This is a genomic window from Pirellulaceae bacterium (genome assembly GCA_029243025.1).
GTDB lineage: Bacteria > Planctomycetota > Planctomycetia > Pirellulales > Pirellulaceae.
Map to the genome: position 1 here is coordinate 18,947 of JAQWSU010000052.1, position 25,397 is coordinate 44,343.

Annotated in this window: 18 protein-coding genes and 1 tRNA gene; 12 read left to right on the forward strand and 7 right to left on the reverse strand. The window is 54.1% G+C overall.

Annotated features, from left to right (window positions below):
• Positions 1-81: 81 nt before the first annotated feature.
• The 4 genes from groL (P8N76_25430) to P8N76_25445 form a co-directional block, all read right to left on the reverse strand.
• The gene (groL, locus tag P8N76_25430) at positions 82-1,701 is read right to left on the reverse strand and encodes a chaperonin GroEL (protein ID MDG2385039.1); all 1,620 of its coding nucleotides are present in this window, start codon (positions 1,699-1,701) and stop codon (positions 82-84) included.
• A 79-nt stretch (positions 1,702-1,780) separates the two neighbouring features.
• The gene (gene groES, locus P8N76_25435; GenBank protein ID MDG2385040.1) at positions 1,781-2,083 is read right to left on the reverse strand and encodes a co-chaperone GroES; all 303 of its coding nucleotides are present in this window, start codon (positions 2,081-2,083) and stop codon (positions 1,781-1,783) included.
• 64 nt (positions 2,084-2,147) lie between these two features.
• Positions 2,148-3,866 (reverse strand): chaperonin GroEL, encoded by a 1,719-nt coding sequence (groL, locus tag P8N76_25440; GenBank protein MDG2385041.1) that lies wholly within the window; start codon positions 3,864-3,866, stop codon positions 2,148-2,150.
• Positions 3,867-4,277: 411 nt separating this feature from the next.
• Positions 4,278-5,336 (reverse strand): M42 family metallopeptidase, encoded by a 1,059-nt coding sequence (locus P8N76_25445; GenBank protein MDG2385042.1) that lies wholly within the window; start codon positions 5,334-5,336, stop codon positions 4,278-4,280.
• Between the two features lie 480 nt (positions 5,337-5,816).
• Between P8N76_25445 and P8N76_25450 the strand changes: the two genes are divergently transcribed.
• The 7 genes from P8N76_25450 (at position 5,817) to argJ (ending at position 14,892) form a co-directional block, all read left to right on the forward strand.
• Complete coding sequence (locus P8N76_25450; protein MDG2385043.1) at positions 5,817-7,121, forward strand: homoserine dehydrogenase; 1,305 nt, start codon at positions 5,817-5,819, stop codon at positions 7,119-7,121.
• 39 nt (positions 7,122-7,160) lie between these two features.
• The gene (locus P8N76_25455) at positions 7,161-8,363 is read left to right on the forward strand and encodes a cofactor-independent phosphoglycerate mutase (GenBank protein MDG2385044.1); all 1,203 of its coding nucleotides are present in this window, start codon (positions 7,161-7,163) and stop codon (positions 8,361-8,363) included.
• Between the two features lie 69 nt (positions 8,364-8,432).
• Complete coding sequence (locus P8N76_25460) at positions 8,433-10,199, forward strand: aspartate kinase (GenBank protein MDG2385045.1); 1,767 nt, start codon at positions 8,433-8,435, stop codon at positions 10,197-10,199.
• 56 nt (positions 10,200-10,255) lie between these two features.
• Positions 10,256-11,824, forward strand: a complete 1,569-nt coding sequence (locus P8N76_25465; protein MDG2385046.1) for a hypothetical protein — start codon at positions 10,256-10,258, stop codon at positions 11,822-11,824.
• 9 nt (positions 11,825-11,833) lie between these two features.
• Positions 11,834-12,475 carry a CoA pyrophosphatase gene (locus P8N76_25470; protein MDG2385047.1) on the forward strand — a complete coding sequence of 214 codons (642 nt, stop codon included), beginning with the start codon at positions 11,834-11,836 and terminating at the stop codon, positions 12,473-12,475.
• Positions 12,476-12,658: 183 nt separating this feature from the next.
• On the forward strand, positions 12,659-13,666 hold the full coding sequence (gene argC, locus P8N76_25475; protein ID MDG2385048.1) for an N-acetyl-gamma-glutamyl-phosphate reductase: 1,008 nt from the start codon (positions 12,659-12,661) through the stop codon (positions 13,664-13,666).
• Between the two features lie 38 nt (positions 13,667-13,704).
• Entirely contained in the window at positions 13,705-14,892 is a 1,188-nt protein-coding gene (gene argJ, locus P8N76_25480; GenBank protein MDG2385049.1) for a bifunctional glutamate N-acetyltransferase/amino-acid acetyltransferase ArgJ, read from the forward strand.
• A 12-nt stretch (positions 14,893-14,904) separates the two neighbouring features.
• Here argJ and P8N76_25485 read toward each other — a convergent pair whose 3' ends face one another.
• Both P8N76_25485 and P8N76_25490 read right to left on the reverse strand, forming a co-directional pair.
• Positions 14,905-16,107 carry a DUF1552 domain-containing protein gene (locus P8N76_25485; GenBank protein ID MDG2385050.1) on the reverse strand — a complete coding sequence of 401 codons (1,203 nt, stop codon included), beginning with the start codon at positions 16,105-16,107 and terminating at the stop codon, positions 14,905-14,907.
• A 108-nt stretch (positions 16,108-16,215) separates the two neighbouring features.
• Positions 16,216-20,043, reverse strand: coding sequence for a DUF1592 domain-containing protein (locus tag P8N76_25490; GenBank protein ID MDG2385051.1), 3,828 nt, complete (start codon positions 20,041-20,043; stop codon positions 16,216-16,218).
• 433 nt (positions 20,044-20,476) lie between these two features.
• Here P8N76_25490 and P8N76_25495 point away from each other — a divergent pair, with 433 nt between their 5' ends.
• On the forward strand, positions 20,477-20,818 hold the full coding sequence (locus P8N76_25495; GenBank protein MDG2385052.1) for a VanZ family protein: 342 nt from the start codon (positions 20,477-20,479) through the stop codon (positions 20,816-20,818).
• A gap of 117 nt (positions 20,819-20,935) precedes the next feature.
• Positions 20,936-21,433 (forward strand): tRNA (cytidine(34)-2'-O)-methyltransferase, encoded by a 498-nt coding sequence (locus P8N76_25500; GenBank protein ID MDG2385053.1) that lies wholly within the window; start codon positions 20,936-20,938, stop codon positions 21,431-21,433.
• On the opposite strand, the gene P8N76_25505 is transcribed toward P8N76_25500, so the two are convergent.
• On the reverse strand, positions 21,427-23,043 hold the full coding sequence (locus P8N76_25505) for a squalene--hopene cyclase (protein MDG2385054.1): 1,617 nt from the start codon (positions 23,041-23,043) through the stop codon (positions 21,427-21,429). The genes P8N76_25500 and P8N76_25505 overlap by 7 nt on opposite strands.
• Positions 23,044-23,380: 337 nt before the next feature.
• Here P8N76_25505 and P8N76_25510 point away from each other — a divergent pair.
• The 3 genes from P8N76_25510 (at position 23,381) to P8N76_25520 (ending at position 25,364) form a co-directional block, all read left to right on the forward strand.
• Positions 23,381-23,454, forward strand: a tRNA-Met gene (locus tag P8N76_25510).
• A gap of 108 nt (positions 23,455-23,562) precedes the next feature.
• Positions 23,563-24,741 carry a site-specific integrase gene (locus P8N76_25515; GenBank protein ID MDG2385055.1) on the forward strand — a complete coding sequence of 393 codons (1,179 nt, stop codon included), beginning with the start codon at positions 23,563-23,565 and terminating at the stop codon, positions 24,739-24,741.
• A 470-nt stretch (positions 24,742-25,211) separates the two neighbouring features.
• Complete coding sequence (locus tag P8N76_25520) at positions 25,212-25,364, forward strand: hypothetical protein (GenBank protein MDG2385056.1); 153 nt, start codon at positions 25,212-25,214, stop codon at positions 25,362-25,364.
• The last annotated feature ends 33 nt before the right edge of the window (positions 25,365-25,397 follow it).

The window sequence follows — 25,397 nt, forward strand, 5'->3', positions numbered from 1 at the left end:
TCAGTAGAAGTGGCCCGTTCGGTAAATCGGCAAATCAGCGATCTGAACACCAACGTATCCAGAACAGGTCGGACAACCGTGCTATTGCACGCTGCCTTCCACTCGCTGCTTGTCTTTGTCCTCTTTGTCGTAGGTCGTGACCAAAGCTTCGGTCGTCAACAGCAAACCAGCGATGCTCGAAGCATTCCCCAGAGCTGTCCGAACGACTTTGACTGGATCGATAATGCCCGCCTTGAGCATATCGACGTAAACGCCTTCGTTGGCGTTAAACCCAGTATTTTTTGGTTTTTGACTCACTTCATCAACGACGACCGAACCGTCAATCCCGCCATTGTCGGCGATTTGCTTGAGCGGAGCTGAAAGCACGTTGAGAATCAAGTTGACACCGATCTTCTCGTCACCCTTGGCTCCCGAGCGAGCTTTATCAACCGCTTCCTCGCATCGCAGCAAGGCAACGCCACCGCCAGGAAGAATGCCTTCTTCGACAGCCGCACGCGTCGCGTGCAATGCATCCTCGACACGCGCTTTCTTCTGCTTCATGTCGGCTTCGGTTTCAGCACCCACTGAAATAATAGCCACACCACCGGTCAATTTCGCCAATCGCTCCTGCAGCTTTTCACGATCATACTCGCTGTCGGTCTGATCAATCTGTCGTTTCAGTTGAGCAATCCGCTGTTGAATATCATCCGTTTTGCCGGCACCTTGAACGATCGTCGTATCATTCTTGTCGACGGTAATCTTCTTGGCACGTCCCAATTGGTCCAGTGCCAGACTGTCAAGTTGGATGCCCAAGTCTTCGCTGATAAGCGTCCCACCAGTCAGCACAGCAATGTCGCTGAGCATGGCCTTTCGACGATCGCCAAACCCGGGTGCTTTCACGGCACAAATGTTGAGCACGCCACGCAGCTTGTTGACCACCAAAGCGGTCAGTGCTTCGCCATCGACGTCCTCGGCAATGATCATCAACGGCTTGCCCGCCTGGCTGACTTTCTCCAGGATCGGCACGAGATCTCGCAGATTGCTGATCTTCTTCTCATGAATCAAGATCAAGGCATCATCCATCTCACAGACCATTTCGGCCGGCTTATTGATGAAATACGGCGAGATGAAACCTTTGTCAAACTGCATTCCTTCGACGATTTCCAACGTCGTGTCCGCAGCCTTGCCTTCCTCGACCGTGATCACACCATCTTTTCCAACGCGCTCGAGGGCGTCCGCCAGCAAATCACCAATCGTCATGTCATTGTTAGCACTGATCGCGCCAACATTGGCAATTTCCGATTTGCTGGAAACAGGCTTGGCCATTGAAAGCAAATGCTGTTCTGCAGCATTCACGGCACGTTCGATACCGCGGCGAATCGCAGCAGGGTTACTGCCAGCCACGATGTTTCGGATGCCTTCCCGGTAGATGGCTCGTGCCAAAACGGTGGCAGTCGTTGTCCCGTCACCGGCTAGGTCGGATGTCTTACTGGCAACCTCATTGACCAGTTTGGCACCCATATTCTCGAATCGATCTTCCAATTCGATTTCTTTAGCGACCGTCACACCGTCTTTCGTGACAGTGGGTCCGCCAAACGATTTGTCGATGATGACGTTGCGACCCGTGGGCCCCATCGTCACAGCAACCGCGTTGGCAAGTTTGTCGACTCCGCGAAGTATCTTCGCTCGAGCATGGTCATCAAATAGCAGCTGTTTAGCCACGCTTGTCGTTCCTTATTCTTAGGGTTCTTGCCGCCGGTTATCACTCAATCAGCAACCGACGCCGAACTCATCAACACGGTTAGTTCAATACTTTCGCCAGGATGTCGCTTTCGCGCAGAATCTTGACATCGTCTCCATCCACTTCCATGTCAGATCCGCCGTACTTGCCGTAGATCACTTCGTCGCCAACGGTGACTGAAAGATCGCCACGTTTGCCCGTATCCAGCAACTTACCCGGTCCCACAGCTACGACGGTACCTCGCTGCGGCTTTTCCTTCGCCGTATCAGGAAGCACAATACCGCCCGCCGTCATCTCTTCAGCCTCAAGTGGCTCAACGACAACGCGATCATCCAAGGGTCGAATCTTGATCTTCTTAGCCATGATGTAATTTCCTTATCTGAATATTTGTTTCGTTTGTTTGTAGTTGGTAAATGCGTGGCTTGGCTTACATCATGCCAGGCATGCCGCCCATGCCGCCCATACCACCCATGCCAGGCATGCCGCCTCCCATGCCACCCATGCCGCCCATGCCACCCATGTCCATGCCGCCCATGCCATGGTCATGATGATGATCACCGCCCTCTTCTTCTTCTTCCGATGGCACTTCCGTGATCAGGGAGGAAGTGGTGAGCAATAGAGCAGCAACACTGGAGGCGTTTTGCAGAGCCGAGCGGACAACCTTGGCCGGATCGATCACTCCGTCAGCGACCAAATCGCCGTAGGAATTTTTATCCGCATTGTAGCCATCATTTTTGCCTTTCAGGCGGCGAACCCGGTTCACCACGACAGCGCCATCCTCGCCCGCATTGTTTGCAATCGCTCGTAGCGGATAATCCAACACATTGCGAATGATGGTGACGCCCAGCTCTTCATCGCCTTCGGTCGAGATATTTTTCAACGCCTTTTCGCTACGGATCAAGGCAATACCACCACCAGGAACGATGCCTTCGTCCAAAGCGGCCTGGGTTGCCGATTTGGCATCTTCCAGCAACGCTTTTCGTTCTTTCATTTCCGTTTCGGTCGCGGCACCACAATTGATTTGAGCAACACCACCAGCAAGTTTGGCAAGTCGCTCTTGCAACTTCTCGCGGTCATACTCGCTGTCAGTTCCGGAGATCTCGTTACGGATCTGTTCAGCTCGTCCCGCAATCTCATCTTTCTTACCGCCACCACCAACGATCGTTGTTTCCTCGGAAGTAATCTTTATCTTCCGTGCTTTGCCTAGATCGCTGAGTTGGACACTCTCAAGGTCGATCCCCAGATCTTTGAACACGGCAGTTCCGCCGGTCAAAACGGCAAGGTCGCCGAGCATTGCTTTGCGGCGATCACCGTAGCCCGGAGCCTTCACAGCACAAACATTGAGAATGCCTCGCATTTTATTGACGACCAACGTTGCCAAGGCTTCGCCTTCCACGTCTTCGGCAATGATCAACAAAGGCTTGTTCGCTTTGCTTACCGCTTCCAAAATCGGCACCAATTTCTTGGCGGACGAGATCTTCTCTTCGAACAGAAGCACCAAGCAATTCGAAAGTTCGACAACTTGATTGTCTGCGTCCGTCACAAAGTGAGGCGATAGAAAACCGCGATCAAACTGCATGCCTTCTACGACTTCGACGGTCGTTTCGCTGCTTCGGCCCTCTTCGACGGTAATGACACCGTCTTTGCCTACTTTGAGGAACGCATCAGAGAGCACGCTGCCGATCGTCGGATCATTGTTACCCGCGATGGTGGCAACCTGTTGAATCTCTTTGCGATTCTTACCGTCGATCGGAGTCGACAGCTTGCCAATGGCAGCGGTCAACGCGTCAACCGCCTTGTTGATTCCGCGGGCCAAAGCCATCGGATCCGCACCAGCGGCGATCATCTTTAAGCCTTCGCGATAAATCCCTTCGGCCAGCACGGTAGCGGTAGTCGTACCGTCACCTGCCACATCATTCGTTTTGCTGGCGGCCTCTTTGACCAACTGAGCCCCCAAATTCTCAAAGGGGTCATCTAGCTCAATATCTTCGGCCACGGTGACGCCATCCTTGGTAATCTTTGGCGAGCCCCAACCCTTGTCTAAGACGGCATTTCGGCCACGAGGTCCGAGTGTGCTTTTCACGGCTTTCGCCAGCTTTGACACACCCGAAAGAAGCGGCTGACGTGCCTCATCTTCAAACACCATTTGTTTTGCCACGACAGGTTTCCTCCTGCAAAGTCATCCGGAGTCTCGATGCGAACCGCCAACTCGGCGATTCGCTCGTTTATTCACAATTGCGATTTCGCGTACAGCGAAACCTAAATGGCAGTCACCATACGAATTTGGCCCCTGAGTATGCAAGCGGCGTGCCAACCGCCCGAGAACTTCTGTAAACCTATTAAAAACAGGCACTTACAAGTTATCGAAAAAAGTCGGCCGGCCTGCCGTTGACTTGCCAATCGACAACAACTGTCAATTTGGCAGCAGGCTTTCAAAAATCTCGGAGCCACGAATCAACCCCGAGCCCCTCGCATCGGAAGCAAAGCTGCTTCAGACGACGCTGGCAAAAAAACGCGTGCCGAGCGCCGGCGGACGAAACAGACCCATTGGGATCGACTAGGGTGTAAAATCTTCGGTCCCACTCAGGCCGCCTACAAAAGCGGCCAACAGATCGGCTGCCCGATCAATGTCGTCCAACGAGATGGTCTCAACCGCGCTATGCATGTATCGGTTGGGAATACTGACAAGTCCCGTGGCCACTCCCGCTCGATTGACCTGGAGTGCGTTGGCGTCGTTTGGAGTCGCACGACCGATCGCAGCCAATTGGTAGGGAATTTTGTCGTTCTCGGCCTGTTGGATTAAACGTTCGGTCACATGATGATTCATATTGGGGCCCCGATAGACGACGGGCCCGGCCCCTAGAGCGAGATCTCCCTGCTGGTTTTTGTCAATCGAGGGACAGTCGGTGGCGTGGGTGACATCGACCGCAATGCCCACATGCGGGTCGATACCAAAGGCGCTTGTCCGAGCGCCTCGCAATCCGATCTCCTCCTGGACCGTCGAAACGGCGTACAACGCACAATTCAAGGACCGATCGCGACATCGCCGTAGACCTTCGAGCACCACCCAAACCCCCGTACGATTATCCATCCCAGGTGAATTTGCCAAGTTATTGCGCAATTGTTGAAAGCCCAATTGCAAAGTGACTGCATCACCAATTCGGACCACTTTTTCCGCATCTTCTTTGCTACAGGCTCCAATATCCAGCCACATCTCTTTTTGTTTGACGACCTGACGTCGCTCCTCGTCGGTCAACAAATGGATTGGCTTGCGCGAAATGACGGCAGGCACAGGTCCGCTAGAGGCCCAGATCGTCATCCGTTGGCCGATCAGCTGCTGAGGATCCCAACCTCCGATTGTCTGAGCATAGATAAAACCATCCGAATCGATATGGGTGACGATTAAGCCAATCTGATCGCAGTGCCCGGCGAACATCACACGCTGCTCTGCTGTGGGGTTGAGCACGACCGCAACATTTCCATGGGCATCGGTGGTCACTTCATCGGCAAACGGTTTCACGTAATCGCGAACAACCTGCTGAATCTCAGCCTCGTAACCGGAGGGCCCCGGCGTGTTCAGTAACGACTTCAAAAAATCGAGAGCGTTGGCATCCATCTTTGAAACGATCCTCAAAATCTCAGGTGATCGGTTCCGCGGCGCAGGGCCCGGAACCCGTGGCTGTCAAAGGCTTGGAACTTATCAGGGAAATTAAGTCGGAAGGGCCCGCACCGCAACCGCAAACCCGAACATACGCTTGACGCTGCGTCGCCCATCGACCTAGGATATCCCGATGGGGTGTGGAAACATGGTCGGGACCGGGTCCAAAGGCCCGCATCTTGCCAAGCTTCAGATAGCCAACTGCCGTATCCCGGCGATCAGCCAGCCCCCTGGGCACGCGACGAATCGGAGTGCTGCAGCACGAACAGATTGCCCCGGCAACTTTTTGACACTCCAAATATTCCGATTCCTCACGCAACCGACTCCTCAGAACCAAGTTTCGCAGCGTCCATTTTCGCAGCTTTGCCCCTGCTGCGAGCTAAATTTCAGTCGTGCTACGAACTAAATTTACAACGAGTCCATTGTACGGTGTTTCAGATGACTGAATCCAAAGTTGCCATTATCGGCCTCGGAACGGTCGGTTCCGGGGTTGCCAAGATACTTCTCGATGAGAGTGAGCGGGTCAGCCGTCACGCGGGTCGGCCGCTGAATTTGGCCAAAGTTGTGGTTCGAGATAGGGAAAAAAACCGCGACTGCCAACTTCCAGATGGTGTGATGACAACGGAGCTCGCTGAGATCATCGAAGATCCCGAGATCAAGGTGGTCGCCCAACTGATGGGTGGCCTGGAGCCGGCTCGCACGATCATGTTGAAATTGCTGCAGAGCGGCAAGGATATTGTGACCGCCAACAAGGCTCTGCTGGCCGAGCATGGGGCCGAGCTGTTTGAGTGTGCTCGCTCACTGGGCCGTTCGATCGCCTTTGAGGCATCGGTAGCGGGTGGCGTTCCGATCATCACGAACATTAGCCAATGTCTGTCCGCCAATCAAATCCTCTCATTACGCGGTATCCTCAATGGAACGAGCAATTTCATTGTTTCTCAGATGGAAGAACATGGAGCGAACTATGCGGCCGCCGTGGAAGAGGCACAGCGTTTAGGCTTCGCCGAAGCCGACCCGACGATGGATGTCGATGGCACAGACGCGGCCCAAAAACTGGCAATCCTCGCTCACCTGGCGTTCGGTGCAGCGGTCAAGTGGCCGGATATCCCTTGCACGGGAATTGATCTCTTAAATCCAATTGACTTGGGATGGGCACGTGACCTCGGCTATCGCGTCAAGCTGCTGGCCGTGGCCCAGCTCCGGGACGGCGCTTTGGAGCTACATGTATCGCCCACCCTGGTCAAAGTCGGCACTCCGCTGGCTGAGGTACGGGGCGCGAATAACGCGATCAGCGTGGTCGGCGACATGGTAGGCCGCGTTTTCTACCACGGATTGGGAGCCGGTCAGTTGCCAACCGCCTCAGCGGTTGTTGCCGACATGATCGACATGGCGGTCGGTCGCACACCCATTACCTTCCGAACGCTTGAGCTTTGGTCTCAATCGAAGCCCAGAGTTCTCCTATCAGACCATGCGGCCGTTAACGGTCGTTTCTACTTAAGATTCACCGTGGAGGATCATCCAGGAGTTTTGGCAGATGTTGCCGGAGTTCTTGGCAAGAATGAGATCTCCATTGCCTCGGTGATCCAGCGCGAGATCGACAGCGAGACCGAAGGAAGCGACGACGTTTCTCTTGTGATCATGACCCACAGCGCCCGCGAGGGAAAAGCAGCGGCCGCCGTCAAGGAGATTGACAACTTACCCTCGGTGCGAGCTGGCAGTGTCCGCATGCGTGTGCTGGACTGAATCGCGGGTCGAATAACACGACTTAAAGGCAAAGATGCCATGAAATACGCAATAATCATCCCGGATGGATGTGCTGACGAGCCGCAAGATTCTCTGAACGGCCGAACACCGTTAGAGGCTGCGAATATCCCAGCCATGGATCAGATTGCCACCTCAGGCATGGTAGGACGCGCCAACCACGTTCCCGCCCACTTACCAGCCGGCTCTGCCGTGGCCAACATGACCTTGTTGGGCTACGATCCCGAGCAATATTTCACCGGCAGAGCTCCGCTCGAAGCCGCCGCCCAAGGCATCGAACTGGGCCCCCAAGATTGGGCAGTTCGCTGCAATCTGGTCACCGTTCTCGAACAAACCATGCGCGACTTCACGGCCGATCACATTAGCACTGAAGAAGCCACTCAATTACTTGCGGCGATCCAAGCTGAGTTATCTTCAGATCGATGGCAGTTTGTGCCGGGTGTCAGCTATCGCAACCTGCTACTCTATCGGGGCGATAACTCGCCGCCCCCCTTTTCGATGGAAACTCGTTGCACTCCCCCTCACGATCTTACGGACAAATCGGTAACCGATGATTTCCCGCGCGGACCAGGCAGTGACTTTCTCACCGACTGCATGACCCGAAGCATGCAGTTGTTCGAAGACCATCCCGTCAATCGCTCGCGCACTGCAGCCGGCAGATTGCCCGCCACCAACATCTGGCTGTGGGGATTGGGCAAGACCCCGGCACTGCCAACTTTTCAGGAATGTTTTGGCGTCAAAGGCAAAATGATTACGGCCGTCGACCTGTTGCGTGGCATCGCGGCGTTGATTGGTTGGCCACGCATCGAAGTGGAGGGTGCCACCGGCTACACGGATACTGATTACGCAGCGAAGGGGCAGGCGGCGATCCAGGCCTTGAACGAAACCGACTTGATCTGCGTACACGTCGAAGCGACCGATGAAGCGTCGCACGAAGGCGACGTGGATGCCAAAATCACCTCCTTAGAAGCGATCGACCAACAGATCGTCGCTCCTTTGCACGAGGCGCTGCAAGCTCAGGGAGATTACCGCATCCTGATCACTCCCGACCACCCCACGCCCATCCGAACCAAAACCCATAGCCACGGTTTCGTCCCCTTCGCCATGACAGGGCAGGGGATCACCCGCGACAATCACCGAACATACGACGAACCGACTGCGGGCGCAAGCGAACACAGTTATGAAGAGGGATTTCGCTTAATGCCCACCTTCATCGGCGAATGAATTTTCACCTTATTGCATCTTAATCGTGCCTAGATTGGACACGCCGACCATCGAGACGGGAATCAGACCATGCCATTAATCGTGCAGAAGTTTGGCGGAACAAGTGTTGCCGACTGCGAAAAAATACTCGCCGCCGCCAGAAAAGCTATTCGTGCTCAGCAAGAAGGCAATCAAGTCGTGATGGTTGTCAGTGCCATGGGCAAAAACACGGATATGCTGGTTGACCTTGCCGGCCAGATCACCGAACGTCCACCGGCGCGAGAAATGGACATGTTACTCTCCACCGGCGAACAGGTCAGCGTCGCGTTAATGGCGATGGCGATCGACTCGCTTGGTTTTCGTGCAGTCAGTTTGACGGGAGCTCAAATCGGGATTCGCACCGACAGCACGCACACGAAAGCGCGTATTCTATCGATCTCGACTGACCGGCTTCAGCGTCACTTGGATGCAGGAAGCATCGTCATCGCAGCGGGCTTCCAAGGCATCGACGAGGAATTCAATATTACAACGCTCGGCCGAGGCGGGAGCGACACAACGGCTGTCGCGCTGGCCGCCGTGCTTCAGGCGGACGCCTGTGAGATCCATACGGACGTGGATGGCGTTTACACGACGGACCCACGCATCATGCCCGAAGCGAGGCGAGTTTCGCGTGTCAGCTATGACGAGATGCTCGAATTGGCCAGCTTGGGCGCCGGCGTCATGCACAGCCGCTCCATTGAATTCGCAAAAAAATTCTCCGTGCCGATTCACGTTCGCAGTAGCTTTTCCGACATCCCCGGAACCATGATTGTTTCCGACCCAGAGCGTCCGGACAAAGCCGTGAGCGGTGCAGCCCTCACTCGCGATGAAGCTCGCATCACGGCTTCCGGCGTGCCTGATATCCCAGGCACCAGTTTCGAAATCTTTTCGCGCATTGCTGAGAAAAATGTCAGCGTGGACATGATCGTGCAAAATATCGGCGATGGGGGACAGGCGGATATATCTTTCACCGTCCCTCGCAACGAATTGGCCGTCACCCTCGACGCTGTCCAGGATGCCCAACAGGAACTTGGATCTTTTGAAGTCACACACGACGATCAAGTGGCAAAGGTCTCGGTAGTTGGGCAGGGCATGGCCACTCAGTCGGGTATCGCGGATCAGATGTTTGGAGCGTTATCCGCCGCCAAAATCAATATTCAAATGATTACGACCAGCGAAATCAAAATCTCAGCGTTGGTCGAACGAGAACAAGCATTAGCAGCCCTTCGCGTCGTCCACAACGCATTCGAGCTTGACCAAGAACCTACCCAAATCCCCGAGCTAGTCGCAGATCTCAAGACTGGCGGCGACGCCGTGGATATCGTCCGACAGCTTCAAGATATGGAGCGATTACGCATCGACCGCATTGAACTGGACGGTAGCCAAGGACGGGTCACGATTCACGGCGTACCCAATGCCCCGGGAGTCGCAGAACGAGTTTTTCAAGAAATCGCCGCCGCAGGAATTTTTGTCGATATGATCGTGCAAAGTTATCCTATCGGAGGTGAAGCGAATCTAAGTTTCACCGTTCCTAAGGCCGCGGTTATCGACAGCCAAACCGTCGCTGAAAACTTGACCGACGCCTTCCCTAGCCTGCGTATTACGAGCAGCCCAGATGTCGCCAAACTTTCTGTCTCTGGCATCGGCCTTCGTAGCCACACGGGTGTCGCAATCCGAATGTTCCGGGCGTTGTCCGATGCAAAAATCAATGTTGAAATGATCAATACCAGCGAGGTACGAGTGAATGTGGTCGTCGACGGCGCAGACGGCGAAACGGCTCGCGACGCCTTACTACAAGTTTTTGACGATGTCATGTAATGGGAACCTCGACCGGTTTTCATCCCATCAATCGTTGCCCCGGACCCAGGGCTACCATGGCTGAAACGGAATTGCCTTCATCCAAAACATCATCACTGAGCCAATCGGTGGTCGAAGTTCTGCTGATCCTGGCGATCCTATTCGTCGTCGGGAGTGGCCACGCGCCGGACTCGAATGAAGCGCACTATTTAAGCAAGGCCAGACATTTCTGGAATCCAGATTGGTGCCCGACCGATCCATTCCTCCAGAGTGCCGACGCACACTTTTCTTTTTATTGGGTGTTCGGTTGGGTCACCCATTTCACGACTCTTACGGGCGCGGCTTGGATCGGTCGCTTCTCCGGCTGGCTGCTACTGGCAATTGCTTGGCAACGCCTAAGTTGGATCATCGCGCCCAAGAATTTTTTCAGCGTGCTCTCCGCGGTACTCTGGGGCGTCCTCGTTCAGCGCGGCCACATGTCAGGAGAATGGATCATCGGGGGAGTTGAGGCAAAAATCTTTGCCTATCCGATGGTCCTACTCGGCTTGGCAGATTTGATCCGGAATCGCTGGCGCAGCTGTTGGCTCTGGTTTGGCATCGCCTCAGCGCTGCATGTGTTGGTCGGGGGCTGGGCAGTGGTGATGGCGATTGTCAGCTGGCGGCTACAACCGGGTGAGCAACGCCCCCGCCTCATCGCAATGCTGCCGGCAATGGCCTTCGGCGGTCTCCTCGCGTTGCCGGGCTTGATTCCGGCAATTCAACTGAGCCTGAATACGGCGCCAGAACTTCGAGCTGAAGCTCATCGAATTTATGTTCATCAACGCCTGCCCCATCATTTGCTATTTCGGGCATTCGAAACCTCTTTCATTGTACGGCATTTAATCCTGATCGTTGCCTTCGTCGGCATGGGCTGGCGATTAAGACGGCAACCGAACTTCGACCGCTTGTGGGGCTTTGTGGTGGGAGCAGTCGGTCTTGCCTTGACTGGCACGGTGTTGGATATCACCCTGGCCCATACGGACTTTGGCACGAGCCTGCTCAGATATTACTGGTTTCGACCCTCCGATGTCTTCATACCGCTCGGCATCTCATTCGCTCTGATTAGCTGGATTCGGTATTGGGAAACAAGGGAGCCTCGACGTTCAGCCCTATTGCTGACAAGCTGCCTGCTGCTATCCAGCATCGGCGTCCTTAGTTCTGCCTGGCAATTAACCTCCCAAACCGTCCCCGCAGCAGATCGACAGGGCAACATCAAGTCACCCCAACAGTGGAATCAATGGCGCGATTTAGGGGATTGGTGTAGCGAAAACCTGGCTCCCGACGCGCTGGTGTTAACTCCGGCCTACCATCAGACATTTCGCTGGTACGCTGGCCGTAGCGAACTGGTGAATTGGAAAGATATCCCTCAAGACGCGGCAGCCATTGTAGAATGGAAGCGTCGTCGAGAAAATGTCGATCAATTGGCGTGGCTAATTGAGAGTCAGCAATACCATTTGGCCAAGCAACAGCTGCTTGACCTGGCTGAAAAATACGCCATCGACTTCATCGTGCTTCCAAGTCCCGCCAACCTGCCTGGCAAATTGACGGATGAAAGACTAATCCCTCGCTACCAAAATTCCAACTACATCCTGCTTCAAATTAAGTAAGTCGGTTGCATGTTTGCGTCGAACCTTCCCAAATTGATCGCCGACTATTTACCGCGGCATACCCAGAGCCAAAAGCCACGGGCTAGTTTGGCCCCTCACCTCAGCTTTGGTCGACATCAGGGCCCTGCCGCACACGATGCCAAATCAGCAGCCGTGCTTTTATTGCTGTTTCAACGAAATGATCGTTGGTTCCTCCCTTTGACCGTACGCCAACCTCATCTGCCAGACCACGGTGGTCAGATCAGCTTTCCAGGCGGCATGCTCGAACCAGGAGAACCATCCGATCAGGGAGCCTTACGAGAAACGGACGAAGAGATCGGCGTACCGCCGTCCCAGATTCAAATCTTGGGGCGCCTCCAACAACTGTATCTGTATAACAGTAACTACCGTGTCGTCCCCTGGATCGGGTACAGCCAACAATTGCCTCAATTTACACCAAACGACGCAGAGGTCGCAGAGCTGCTTGAAATCCCCTTGCGTGCAATTGAGGTCCCTGAAACGATCGAACAAATGGAAATTCATCGTGGACGGCTCCAACTCACTGCCCCCTGTTATCGCTGGGAACAACATCGCATTTGGGGGGCAACGAGCATGATCATTGCTGAGTTTTCCGCCATCTTACAAGCTGTGCAGGTTGCATCCCCCGACTGAACCTGGAAGCAAGAAGAGTGTCCTACCACTGGCTTGACAGCCGGTCCCTCGATAAAGTGGGAAAAACGCCGCCGGCCGCCCGTTCAACTGCAGCATCACTCCGCGACTCGAACGGGCCTCCCATAAAGACAGGAATGAACCGGCGGTCAAGCCTGTGACCGCTTATGAAGGAAACATGTCTTAATGATTCGCGTTGGAGTCGTCGGTGCCACTGGATACACCGCATTAGAGCTATTGAAGCTGCTGATTCCTCATCCCGAGGTTGAGATCGCCGCATTAACCAGTCGCCAAGAAGGTCGGCCACACATCAGCAGCGTACACCGGTCGCTTACCAATCAACTGGACTTACATCTGGAGCAATTCACTGCAGCGCAGTTAGCGGAGCAATGCGATTGTGTCTTTAGTTGTTTGCCTCACGCGGCATCGGCCAAAATTGTCGCTCAGCTATTGGCGGCTGGCACGCGAGTCGTCGACTTCAGCGCCGATTATCGGCTCAACGATCTGGAACTGTACGAAACCTGGTACGACACGAAACACCCCGACCCGGCCCGACTCGGATCAACCCCCTACGGCCTGCCCGAATGGTTTCGCGAAGGGATCGAAGCTGCCCAATTAGTTGCCAACCCCGGTTGCTATCCCACTTCTGCAATCATGGCCATGGGACCATTTCTCAAATCCCAACGGGTGGAAGATACGGATCTAATTTTCGATTCCAAGAGCGGCGTGTCGGGGGCCGGGCGCAATCCCAAATTGGCCACCCATTTCCCCGAATGCAACGAGAGCTTCTCGGCTTATGGAGTCGGCTCCCATCGACATACGCCTGAAATCACACAAGTCCTTTCAACCATTGCGACGCGACCTGTGAAACTCGTCTTCACGCCTCATCTCGTCCCGATGGATCGTGGAATCCTCACCACCGCCTATGCAAAGATCCGCGAGCCCCTCACTGACGCAAGTGCGATCGCCTGTCTGCACGAACAATACGACCAATGCCCCTTCGTGCGAGTTGTCGATCATCTACCGACAACCAAAGACACGAGCTTTACTAACTATTGCGACATCACTGCCCGAGTTGTCGGGGAACGTCTGATTGTCGTCTGTTCTATTGACAACCTACTAAAAGGAGCCTCTGGCGCGGCAGTTCAAAACATGAACCTCATGTTTGGACTCTCGGAAACCACAGGTTTCTAATCGACGTCTGGCAATCCGCTGTATTACGGAATCCTTCTATGCATCTACCCGACGGTTTTTCGCTCACAGGCCTTCACAGTGGCATCAAACAGGATGCTACCCGAGAAGACATCTCATTGATCATCTCGGAGACCGAATGCACAGCAGCCGGTGTCTACACCCAAAACCGAGTAGTAGCCGCACCCGTGCTGCTCGACCGCGAACGCACGCCGTCGGATTCCATCCGAGGCATTGTGATCAATTCAGGTAATGCCAACGCCTGCACCGGCCAGCAAGGTCGCCAAAACGCCGAAGAAATGGCCCGTTTAGCTGCAGCCGTTTGCCAAGCAAAAGCGGAACAGATACTCGTGCTCTCAACGGGAATCATCGGTGAAGCACTTCCGATGAAAACCATCGCTGACGGCATTCAGCGGGCCGCCGATCAGCTAGGAAAGGAAGAGGAGCACATCGTCGCCGCCGCTCGTGGCATGATGACGACCGATACGACTCACAAGCTCGCCTCCCGTACTGTAAACACGCAACAGGGTCCGATTCGGATCCTCGGGATGGCCAAAGGTGCGGCAATGATTGGCCCCAACATGGCAACCATGCTGGGCGTCATTCTTACCGATGCCAAAATGGATGCGGCCGTTGCCCAACAAATACTCCACGACAGCGTGCAAGAAAGTTTCAACTGCATCAGCGTGGAAGGCCACATGAGCACCAATGACACCGTTCTGCTTTTGAATAGCAATCGTGTTGGCGAAAACAATCTCACCGGCAGCGACCTGCAACAATTCACCACGGCAGTCCGAGACACATGCATCGAGCTCGCCAAGGCAATCCCCAATGACGGGGAAGGGGCCACCCATTTAATTGAAGTGGAAGTTTCCGGATGTCGGACCCGAGAAGACGCCCATCAACTGGCGAAGACAATCGCAGACAGCGCACTGGTCAAAACGGCTGTCGCCGGGGCCGATCCAAACTGGGGACGTATTGTCTCGGCTGCTGGATACGCCGGTATTGATTTTGAACCGGCCGACGTGGAACTCAGACTCAATGGAATCCTGCTTTACCAGGCCGGAAACCCAATGCCATTCGACGAAGAAGAGACATCAGCGCTGATACGCCATCATCGTGATACGCACATCGACTTCCGGTTGCAACAAGGTGAAGCGGCGATTCGGTTTTGGACTTGTGATCTAACCGCTGAGTATGTCCATCTCAACGCCGACTACCACACTTAAACAAAGTTTCCATCAGGCCACTCTTTGCAAACCGGGCATCTCGCCAGTGGATGAACCGAATGATTCGGTCTGAATTCCGAGTTGGTTCAGCATGCCAACGAACAAATTGCTTAATGGCATATTATTCTGTTCATCAAAGACTAAATGCTGTCCATGCTGAAAACCTCCCCCTGCCAACAGCAGGGGCAAATTCGTGTTGTCATGGCGATTTGCATTACTCAAATTACTTCCATACAGGACAGAGGTTCGATCCAACAACGATTGTCCTCCTTCGTTGGCTGACTTCAAACTACTGAGAAATTCGCCGAACACCTTCATTTGCGCTCGTTCGATTCTCTGTAACTGGGCCCGAGATTCAGGCAAGGTGGTTTGGTGCGTCAGCGCGTGATGCGGCAAGGTAACCTGTGGCAAGTCGACTCGAGGGCTATGCAATTGGGTCACAAAAATCGTCACGATACGAGTTGAGTCCGTTTCGATCGCTAGTTTCGCCAAGTCATACATGGATCGACTGCGATTAATCAACTGGCCCGGCTGGTCGAAATCCTGCGGCACCTCTGCATCCACTTGAGGTTTGGGTTTTTTCTCCCATTCTTCACTAATCATCAGTCGTCGTTCCGTCTCACGTACCGACGTACAGTACTGCTCTAATCGGCGTTGGTCTCGAGAACTCACGTAACCCCGCATCGACTTAATTCGATTAGCAAACGAGTCCATCACACTTTGCCCTTCGCGCAAACGTTGAACTTGCCTGCGAACCTCTTGAGCCGACCCTTGCACAAATAGCTGTTTAAAGATTTCCGAAGGACGCATCTCTGCCGGGTTCCTGACACCGTCGAATGTAAACGAGATCGATCCGTCTCCCGAACCAACTCGAAGATTCAAGGATGGGCAACGCGTTTGGTGCCCAATCCGCGCCGCTGCATATTGGTCGATAGAAATCGTATTCCGAAATCCGGCTCGGACCGGGTGCGGGGCGGCCGTCAAAAATGCCACGTCAGTTTGATGACCACCATCCACCTCAGGATGGGATACTCCCGAAAAAACCGTAAAGTCGTTTCGTAGATCTTTTAGCGGCTGCAGATGGGGTGAGAGCTGATAGTGGCGTCCTTCTCCCTTGGGGAAAAAGAATTCGGGAATCATGCCCATGTCCGTACATATCGCAACCATCCGTTGCGGCGCTGCCTGCTCTCGAGCAAAAGCTGGGACTGATTCCATCCACGGCAAGCCCAAGACCACTCCTGTTGATCGCAAAAACGTCCTTCGTCCGATCCTGCTCATATCCATATCGCGTTATCCATCCCTGAAAGCTTCCGCAGTGAACCTTTATTTTTCACGAAACAATCGGCTTTGCACGACCGCATGAATCATCGACCGGATGCCGTATTCCTCTTCCGAAACTCTGTCGAGCGTTTGCTCGACAAATTCACGGTCTGAAAAACCTACTGGAGCGCCTGTGCTATACGCCAGATACTGTTTCAGTAGATTTCTCGCCAGCTCCCGATCACGTTCCACCAGATAATCGCGAAACTGATCGATGCCGTCAAAGGCACGCCCATCTTTGAGAACACCCGACGCATCCACTGGCTTGCCCAACTTATAGAGAGCCGGCTTTCCATTCACTCGCTTTGCCACACCCTTTTGTGCCTTACCAATGGCAACGCGGTAGTGGGTGCGAAATCGTCCCAACACATCGTAGCTTTCCAACGCGAAGCCTGGAGGATCAATCTCATCGTGACAGCGTGCACACTCAGTCATCTCCCGATGCGCCGCAAGCTGCTCGCGAATTGTTTGTGTGCCTCGAATGTCTGGCTCCACTGCCGCGACCGACTCGGGCGGAGGAGGCGGGGGTGTCCCGAGAAACTTGGTCAAAACAAATTCACCACGTACCACGGGCGATGTGGTCGTGCCATTCGCGGTCACTTTCAACAGGCTGGCCTGCGTCAGCAAACCACCTCGATGGCAGTCTGGAGGCAAAAGCACCTTACGAATCTCTGACCCCTCAACCCCGGCAATCTGATAGAGTTCCGCCAATGGTTGATTGATCATCAAGAAATCCGAGTCGACCAAGTAGCGGACGCCCAAATCCTCTGCCAACATCTCAGCAAAATAAGCCCGCGTTTCCTCGAGCATCGATTCCAGAATCAATTGATTGTATTCCGGAAAGAGCTGCGAGTCGGGCTCCGTCAGTTCGATACTCTTCAAATCCAACCAATGGTTAAGAAAGTGAGCGACAAATCGATCCGATTTCGGATGATCCAACAATCGATCCACCTGATCAGTCAACACTTCATTGCGCAATAACTGGCCGCTGCCAGCCAATCGCATCAGTTCTTCGTCGGGAGCCGACGCCCAGAGAAAATAAGACAGCCGATTGGCTAAGGCATAGCCAGACAACTCACCAATGTTTTCATGCATCAACAAGAAATCCGGCGAACAAAGCAATGTACGGTATCCTGACAGTACGGCCTCTAGCAAGCCATCCCCCCCGCGGATTTTGGCAGTCACCACTTGCTTTGCCAATTCGGTATCGCCAGAACGAATCGGGCGCCGCAACAACTTCTCTGCGAACGTATTCAACAAACGGCTTGCGTCTTTGAGAGGGTAGCGGGAAGTGACGGTGAACTTTCGCCCCTCCGCATTGGTCAAAGAAGGTTGGCTCGAAAAGAACACCGTTTTTTTCTGCAGCCCCCCAAACAATGGATCTTGGTCGGAGGGCATGAATTCGAGCGGACCTTCTAACTCGAACCATTGCATGCACACTCCGCGAGAATCAAAATGATGCCACGCAAAGGGCTGCTTCTCAGGCAGTTTAAGGTGTTTGTTTGGCGCCGACGTCGGCAGCACACTAATCTGGTCCTTCGCGTCGAGCCAAACGGTGATCTCGCCTGTCGCGGGTTGATTCGGCGGCACATCACAGCGGCCGAGTAAACGCGAGTTATTTGCATAGAAGGCAATCGTCTCCATTTGGGTCGCCGGTTTTAAAGCACCCGCTTGGGTTTCGATACCAAATCCTCGCACACGTAACCGATAGTAACCCGAACGGTTCGCTTGTAGCGGTTTGATCCAGAACTGCTGGGTGCCCTTGGAATTCACCAGGATAGCGACACCATCAAAGAAAGGAGCTTGATCTTTGATGTAACCATAATCAAACAGCGTGAAATTCCCGCGCGCCACCTCCAAGCTTCGATCGACTTCCGTTCCCACCATCGGAACAGCAATCCCCATTTTCACCATATTATGAAAACCTAGCAGGCTGTTCCGTAATGTCTCTCGGTCGCCCGCTTCGTCAGACGCTTTGATTTCAAATCGAATTATTTCGCTTGGCAACTTTTTCCTGGTCGGTTGGATTGCACGAGCAAGTGCGTGATCGGCTGCGTCCAGATAACGAACGATATGCACGGGAGAGATATCGAGTGCATCGGCCGATTTATCAAAGCCGTCAGCAATCCCATCGGGCGGAAGCAACCCTTTGACTTGCAAATTCGGCAATGACAATAGATCCCGCAGAGTATTCTCATACTCAGTCCGATTCAACCTTCTCACGTCGGACCGACCAAAGCGCCTTCGATGGTTGCGTTCTGCATCCAACAGTGCCAACTGGGTATCGCGCAAAAATTGTTCTCGCTCAGGCACAGTCGGCGACAAGGAAGATTCGGGTGGCATTGACGATGCTTGAACTTGGTCATACACGCGAGTCCACAGGGCAACAGAATCCAGACCGGTTAAGCCACCGTCCTGCTCATCGAACGACACGGCTGCCTCGGGCTCACTTCCCGAGTGACAGTCCTGACAATATCGTCGTGTAAACTCCATCACCGCACTGGAGAGTTGCGAATCAAGTTGCGACTTCGAGTCAACGGAAGCATCCACCAGCACTCGCAACTGCTGAACTTCAGTGACATTCGTCCACTCAAAACCGAGCGTGCGGCGGTCATCACTTACCGTCACCCAGGCGGGAAGTCGATTGACATCGCCTCCTAACACCAAATCGACTTCTCCTCCGAACAACGAGTTCGTTGCCGCCAACCCAGCTCGATTCACAATCAAACCCAAGACGGGTTTTTTAAAACGAATTCGACCAGCTCCCTGCAAGGCGTCGGCTGCTGGACCGCCAAACGAAATCATAAAACTCTCAACCATTGCGCCGGCCAGCACCTGGATTTCCGAGGCTGACTCTCCACCGAGACGAGCTCTGCCTGGTATTACATCGCAAGCGGCAATCCCCTGGTCAAGTCGAACAGGCACATCCGTTTCACGGAATGCCAAAATATATTCCCCCGTCGCACTCCCCAGCGACTCGGGACGATCATGCAAATAACGGACTGCCCCGTCGGTTTGTTCGACAAGTGGATCGTCGTCGATTGGAAACAAGTCCGACGGCACCTCGCTTCTCACAACGGAAACACCCTCGGCATCGAATCGATGCGTGCCTAACTCCAAATTCCGCACCGCACCTTCGTTAGTCGGATCATGAAAGCGGACAGTTCCTTTCGAAACAATCACTTCCGTCAAGGACGGCTGAATACGAACCTCGAATTTGGCTTCCCGCCCCACTAGCCTTAGCTCAGCGGTGTCAACGACGAAATCAATCATGGCAGAGGGAACATCGACGCACAATCGACCATGTGTCAGACGAGCATGATCTTCATCGATGACTTCAAATTCAGCCGGACCATCGATTGCGATTCGCACACCGCTATCCAAACGCTGCCTCAGCTGGCCACCGCTCCAGACACGACTGCCAGGCACCACATGGGCTCCCACGTAAAACGTGTCGGTCGCGTCACTCGACACATCAGCTTTTGAAGCACCCGTCACCAAACCTAGCACCCGAGGCTTTGCCGCTCGCGACATCCCCTCGTTACCCAGTCGCCCAACCCGGGAAACAACAACACCCACAACAAGAGCAACCACAAACGCAAGCACAACAAGATAAATATTTCCGCGTGGGCTTAAGGTGTGCGTCTCGTCCAACGCTGTCGAATCGCAAACCGCTTCGCGGGTTTCACCAAGCAATCTTTGCCACATTCGCATTTGCAAGCCCCAACTCATCTTTGGATCATTGCTATTTCCATTAACGGTATCGGCATTCCACCAAGCCAAATCAAGAAGCTTCTCCTCGGCAGCACTCTCGCGACAGCAAGCAGTCAACACAAGCAGTCAACGCAAGCATCCGCCGCAAGCAACACTAAAAACTCGGCAATCCGATCAGTACTGACAGCACCGTAGCCGCCAGAGGGCAAACAGAAGATAAAAACAACGTGCCAAACGATTTACTCGAGATACTAAGACGAGTACCCACATTTCATTATCAGAGAATTCACTGCGTGTTCCGAACCGAAACAAATCCAGTACGTATCAGACAGCTCAACCTGCAGACAGGCCGCCAGCAATGGCGTCACCGATGAACTCGGAACAAAGAAACGGTACAAGCGAAAATACAAATGGCGAACGGATGTACAGCCGATAAATGGAAGAGTGCCGGCCGCATTTCTGTTTCGATAATTTGACAGAGTTGCATGCGGAGAAGAAACACGTCAACATTTAGGTCAACGACCGTGAAAATCTGGAGAAGTCTCAACTGATGCAACCATTGCGAAACGTTATTCGCCCGATCCTGGCAATCTCCATCGTCGCTTTGACAATTGGATCATTACAGCCATCCAACGGTGGCGGCATTCCAAGCATGAATGACAAGTTGCTGCATTTCGTCGCCTACGCTTTTGTTGGTCTTCTCGCGATCGCAGCCTTTCGGCGTCGAACCAACCAAATTGGATTGCTTCTATCGTTGACCGCCCTTGGGGTCGCGCTGGAATTTGGGCAACTGTTTGTGCCCGGCCGTGCGTTTGAACTCTGGGACATGGCGGCCAATAGCTGTGGCACCCTTGCCGCTTTCACCACGAGCCGCATCTTCCCAAGCGTCTGACTCAGTCATTCACTGCCAAGGAACCACAGCGCCCACGATGCGACTTGACGACGCTGACAGGAGGCGCGTTATGAGGATTTCAATTTCAGTCAGCGTCTTCCAACGCGAGCCTCAAGCTTGATTGAACCACTCTTCAACGTCGTTCTTCATGAGCCCGAGATCCCGCAGAACACGGGAAACATTGGCCGCACGTGCGTCGCGACCAACTCCAAGCTCTGGATTGTCCGGCCGACGGCGTTCCGACTGGACGATCGCAATTTGCGACGCTCGGGATTGGATTATTGGCAACACTTAAACTGGTCGGACGTCTCGAACTGGGAAGCGTTGGCGGCTGACGTCGCCCCGGAACGGATTTGGTATTTTTCAAAACGTGGCCGACGATGCTACACCGATGCTGCCTATCAACGTGGGGACTATCTGGTTTTCGGCAGTGAAACCAAAGGGCTTCCGCCGAGTTTGATTGAACAGGACGAACGTCGCACGCTTCAGATCCCGATGTCCTCGAATGTGCGGAGCCTCAATTTATCCAACAGCGTGGCCATTGTGCTTTACGAGGCGCTGCGACAGCGGGGAATTGACCCGTCTCAATCGAATGATGCAGCTGAGAATTACTGATAGATCGGTAGATGACGGTAGTAGACCTCTAACATGTAGAGGCTAAGGCAGGTGACATAAAGCCGTCCTCCGTGGGTGCCCCATTGATCATCGACTGGAGACCAACTGCCTCTTTCCGCGCCAGCTCGTGTCTGCGTTGCGGGTAATTCCTTCCGCATCACACGGTTCCAACTATCCCAGGCATCCCCTCCCATGTGATGGAGCACCTGCGTCGCGTAGTACCAGTAATACACGTTTCGTTGCTGCATATTCATCGGCTCGTCGCCGATAATTTCCACACCGTTTTGGAGACGTGGATCATCCTTTTCCCACCCTAGATATTGCCGACAGAGCAGCGCCTCGGCGGTCATCGGATAGGTCGCGTCGTTACCGGGTTGGTAGCCATAGCGGGCCCCATCTGCCGCGACAACGCGATCGAGATAACCGCTAATTCGCTCCAGCGTCTCACTGGGCACCTCAAGCCCCGCCATCATGGCGCTTTGCAGCCCCATTACAAACCAACCGGTAACCGATGTATCACTGTCGAACCCCGGGCGATAACGCCAGCCGCCGAGTGAATCTTGAGTCTTAACGGCATAGTCGACCGAGAGCTGAGCCGGTTCGCGCAAGCGAGAATCCTTCGTCATGCCGTAGAGCTCGCAAATGGCGATCATCGCCTGAGCTTGACTGTACAAGCGATGGTGAGCAACGTTTCCCTTGAAGAAATCACCTTCCTTATTTTGCATTTTCAATAAGGCATCACTACCCCGTTTGACAACCGCTTTAAAATTGCCCGCCTTGTGAGTGTTTCCAGCTCCGAGGAAAGCGAGCAACGCCATGGCCGTTGCAGCGGTTGGATTCTCGTTGTAGCCGCCATCGGAATAAGGGCCCGCCAACGACCAGCTGCCATCCGGCAATTGATTTTTCTTAAGCCATTCGAGCCCCATCGTGACGGCTTCCTCCGTCATTGCGTTACCGCCGTAAGCGGCCAACAGGGCTTTTTTCATGCCCGGTTCGCGACCGGTCAACGCGACGCCAATATGAGGAGCAATTAAATCGCTGGTCGAGTTCAACCCCAAGGGATCCAGTTGCACCTCCGCCGGAGCGACTAAAGGCTGATCGACCTCCGGCAAATCATCCGGAGTCAATACTTGCTCCAGAGATTCCTCGTCATCCAGGGCCACGCGAATGGAATCCTCTTCCAATTGCTCGCCAAACTCATCGGCGAATTGAGCACTGATCTGAAGCGCTTTCGGAGCCACCGTCGGCAGTAAGATTAGCCCCATCACGAGCAACATCGCCATGTGCAATAACAGGCTGATCAACCAGGGTGGGGTGGCGTTAACCAGATTTTGGCGAACCGGATCATCTGGCTCCATCCGCGCCCCCTCAGGATCCGACAAATCTGATTCAGTCTGGATCACCAGTTCATGTGGATCAGCGGGTCGATCGGGAAGTGGGCGCTGCCCAACTTCCGATGGGACTGCACCGACCGGTGTTCCTTGGGGCTTACCCGGCACGGGGGGGGATACCCCCGGGGAACCCGCTTGGGCTCCGGCAGAAGGCTCCAACGGAGGAGGCGTGACGCCCGACGAAGGCGACAGGGTCGACGAATCCCGTCGAGAATCCATATTTTGCCTCGCAATCAATCGAGCGAATTTACCCGAGCCTGACCGATCCAACCGCAATTCGACGACACGGACCGCGGCGAAATCATCGTTCCAATCTGATTCCAGTGAGCAGCATCGCTCCACTACAGTCTAAGTCGGTCCCCCCATTGCATCAAGCAACAACTCTTTTTCCGGAAGTAGGTTAGGAGGACGAAAACTAGCCTTTTCATGTTGAATAATAGGAGTTGCCGGAGAAAAGGGTCAAGAGTTTCGACCTTGTGTGACGATCTGCATTATTCACTTCGGGAATGGCCCCTTTCCGGAAAACAGAGATGAGTTACAATGGGCCAAATCACGACGCGGGGTGGAGCAGCCCGGTAGCTCGCGAGGCTCATAACCTCGAGGTCGCAGGTTCGAATCCTGTCCCCGCCACTTTTTTTAATTACCGCCGAAACCTCACTTTAGGTTACCTGCCGGCGGTCGGCAGTGCGGCTCGGAAGACACGTGCAAAACGACACGTGTCTTTTTGGAGCTCGCAGCATGCCGAAACTCTCCGCCGCTATGCCGAAGTATCGTCGGCACAGCAATGGCAAACATGCCATTGTCACACTCTCAGGTAAAACCCACTACCTGGGCCACTTCGGTAGCCCCGATAGCAAACGTGAGTACGATCGGCTCATCGCCGAATGGCTGCTCATCGGCCGGCAACCCGTCCGACCCCATGAAACCCAAACGATTTCCGTCGTCGAAATGGCTGCCGCCTTTCAACGCCACGCAAAACAATACTACCGCAAGCACGGGAAACCCACGCGTGAAGTCGGCTGTATCGTCGAGGCGCTTCGCCTCATGTGTGAACTGTACGGTCGACAGCCTGTCCACGACTTTGGCCCCCTAGCTCTCAAAGCAGTACGCGAACAAATGATCCAAAAGGATTGGTCGCGCGGTTATATCAACAAGCAAATTAGCCGGATCACACGCGCTTTCCGTTGGGCTGCCTCCGAAGAATTAATCCCCGCAGACGCGCCACACGCCCTGGCAATGGTCGCCGGTCTCAAAAAAGGCAGGACCAGAGCCTTTGATCGGCCACCCGTCCAAATCGTTGACGATGAGACGATCAACCAAACACTTCCCCATTTGCCGCGGGTCGTGGCCGATAGGGTTCGCTTCCAACGTTTGACCGGATCACGCCCCGGCGAAATTTGCTCCTTAAAACCCTGCCACATTCACTCAAAAGGAGAAGTCTGGAGCTACCACGTCGCCGATCACAAAAACCAACACCACAACCAATCGCGTATTATCCCCATCGGCCCCCGGGCACAGGACATCCTGCGGCCTTACCTGTCAGACCCGCAACGCTTCTGCTTCTCACCAGCCAAAAGCGAAGCTGACCGCCGCGCTAAAGCTAATTCCCAACGAAAGACACCCGCATCCTGTGGCAATCGTCCTGGTAGCAATCGCAAACCGTCGCCAAAACGAAAAGCTGGCGAAAGCTATACGACGAATTCTTATCGCCGTGCCATCCATCACGCCTGCCAACAAGCGGGGGTCGATAAATGGTCACCCAACCGACTTCGGCACACGGCCGCCACCGAAATTCGCGAACAATACGGCATCGAAGCAGCCCAAGTGGTACTGGGCCACAAAACCGCGAACATCACTGAGGTTTATGCCGAACGAAACGACCGGTTGGCAAGGCAAATTGCCAGAGAGTTAGGCTAAGCCCAACGTCGCCCCCGACCTGACGCAAAAGCTGCTCAATCGTCTCAACGAAAGCTCCGGCCAAACCTGCACTGACGGGAAAAGGCCGGGTAGGGCGGTCGGCACACGCCCAAAAGTCATCGGAGTACCCACCTCCAATTGGCCTTCCCTTGCTCTCTCCACAAAGGGGCGACGACTCTGGCCTTGAAAGTCCCCGTCGAAAAGGTTGGACATAGGCGATCGACCAGAACCGCTCTGAGTCGCAGTGACGTGCCCGGGAGTAGCCAGCAATGTGAGCCGATGAATACTTCTACACTAGTGCAAAAGGCTCAAATTGGCCTTCTGCGGAGATGTGGCCAAAATGGCGATCTCAGGTACACATTCTCGACGGTGTACCTGAAGGCCCTAACAGACGATTTGCTGTACAGAACTTTGCCAAGATGGTTTACTGGCGGACGTGCTACACACTTCAACGGGACGAGGGGGAACCGATGAGATCACTATTTGCACTTGCCATCTTTCTATCTGTGTCGCCTGTCGCCATGGCCGTCGATACCGATGGCGATGGTTTATTGGACTTGATGGATGTGCCGGGGTTTGATCCCGATGCTTTCTCAAGTGATTACGCTGATTCTGGCGTTTAGGATCTAGATGGTGCAAGTCAGCTGAGCAGCTTG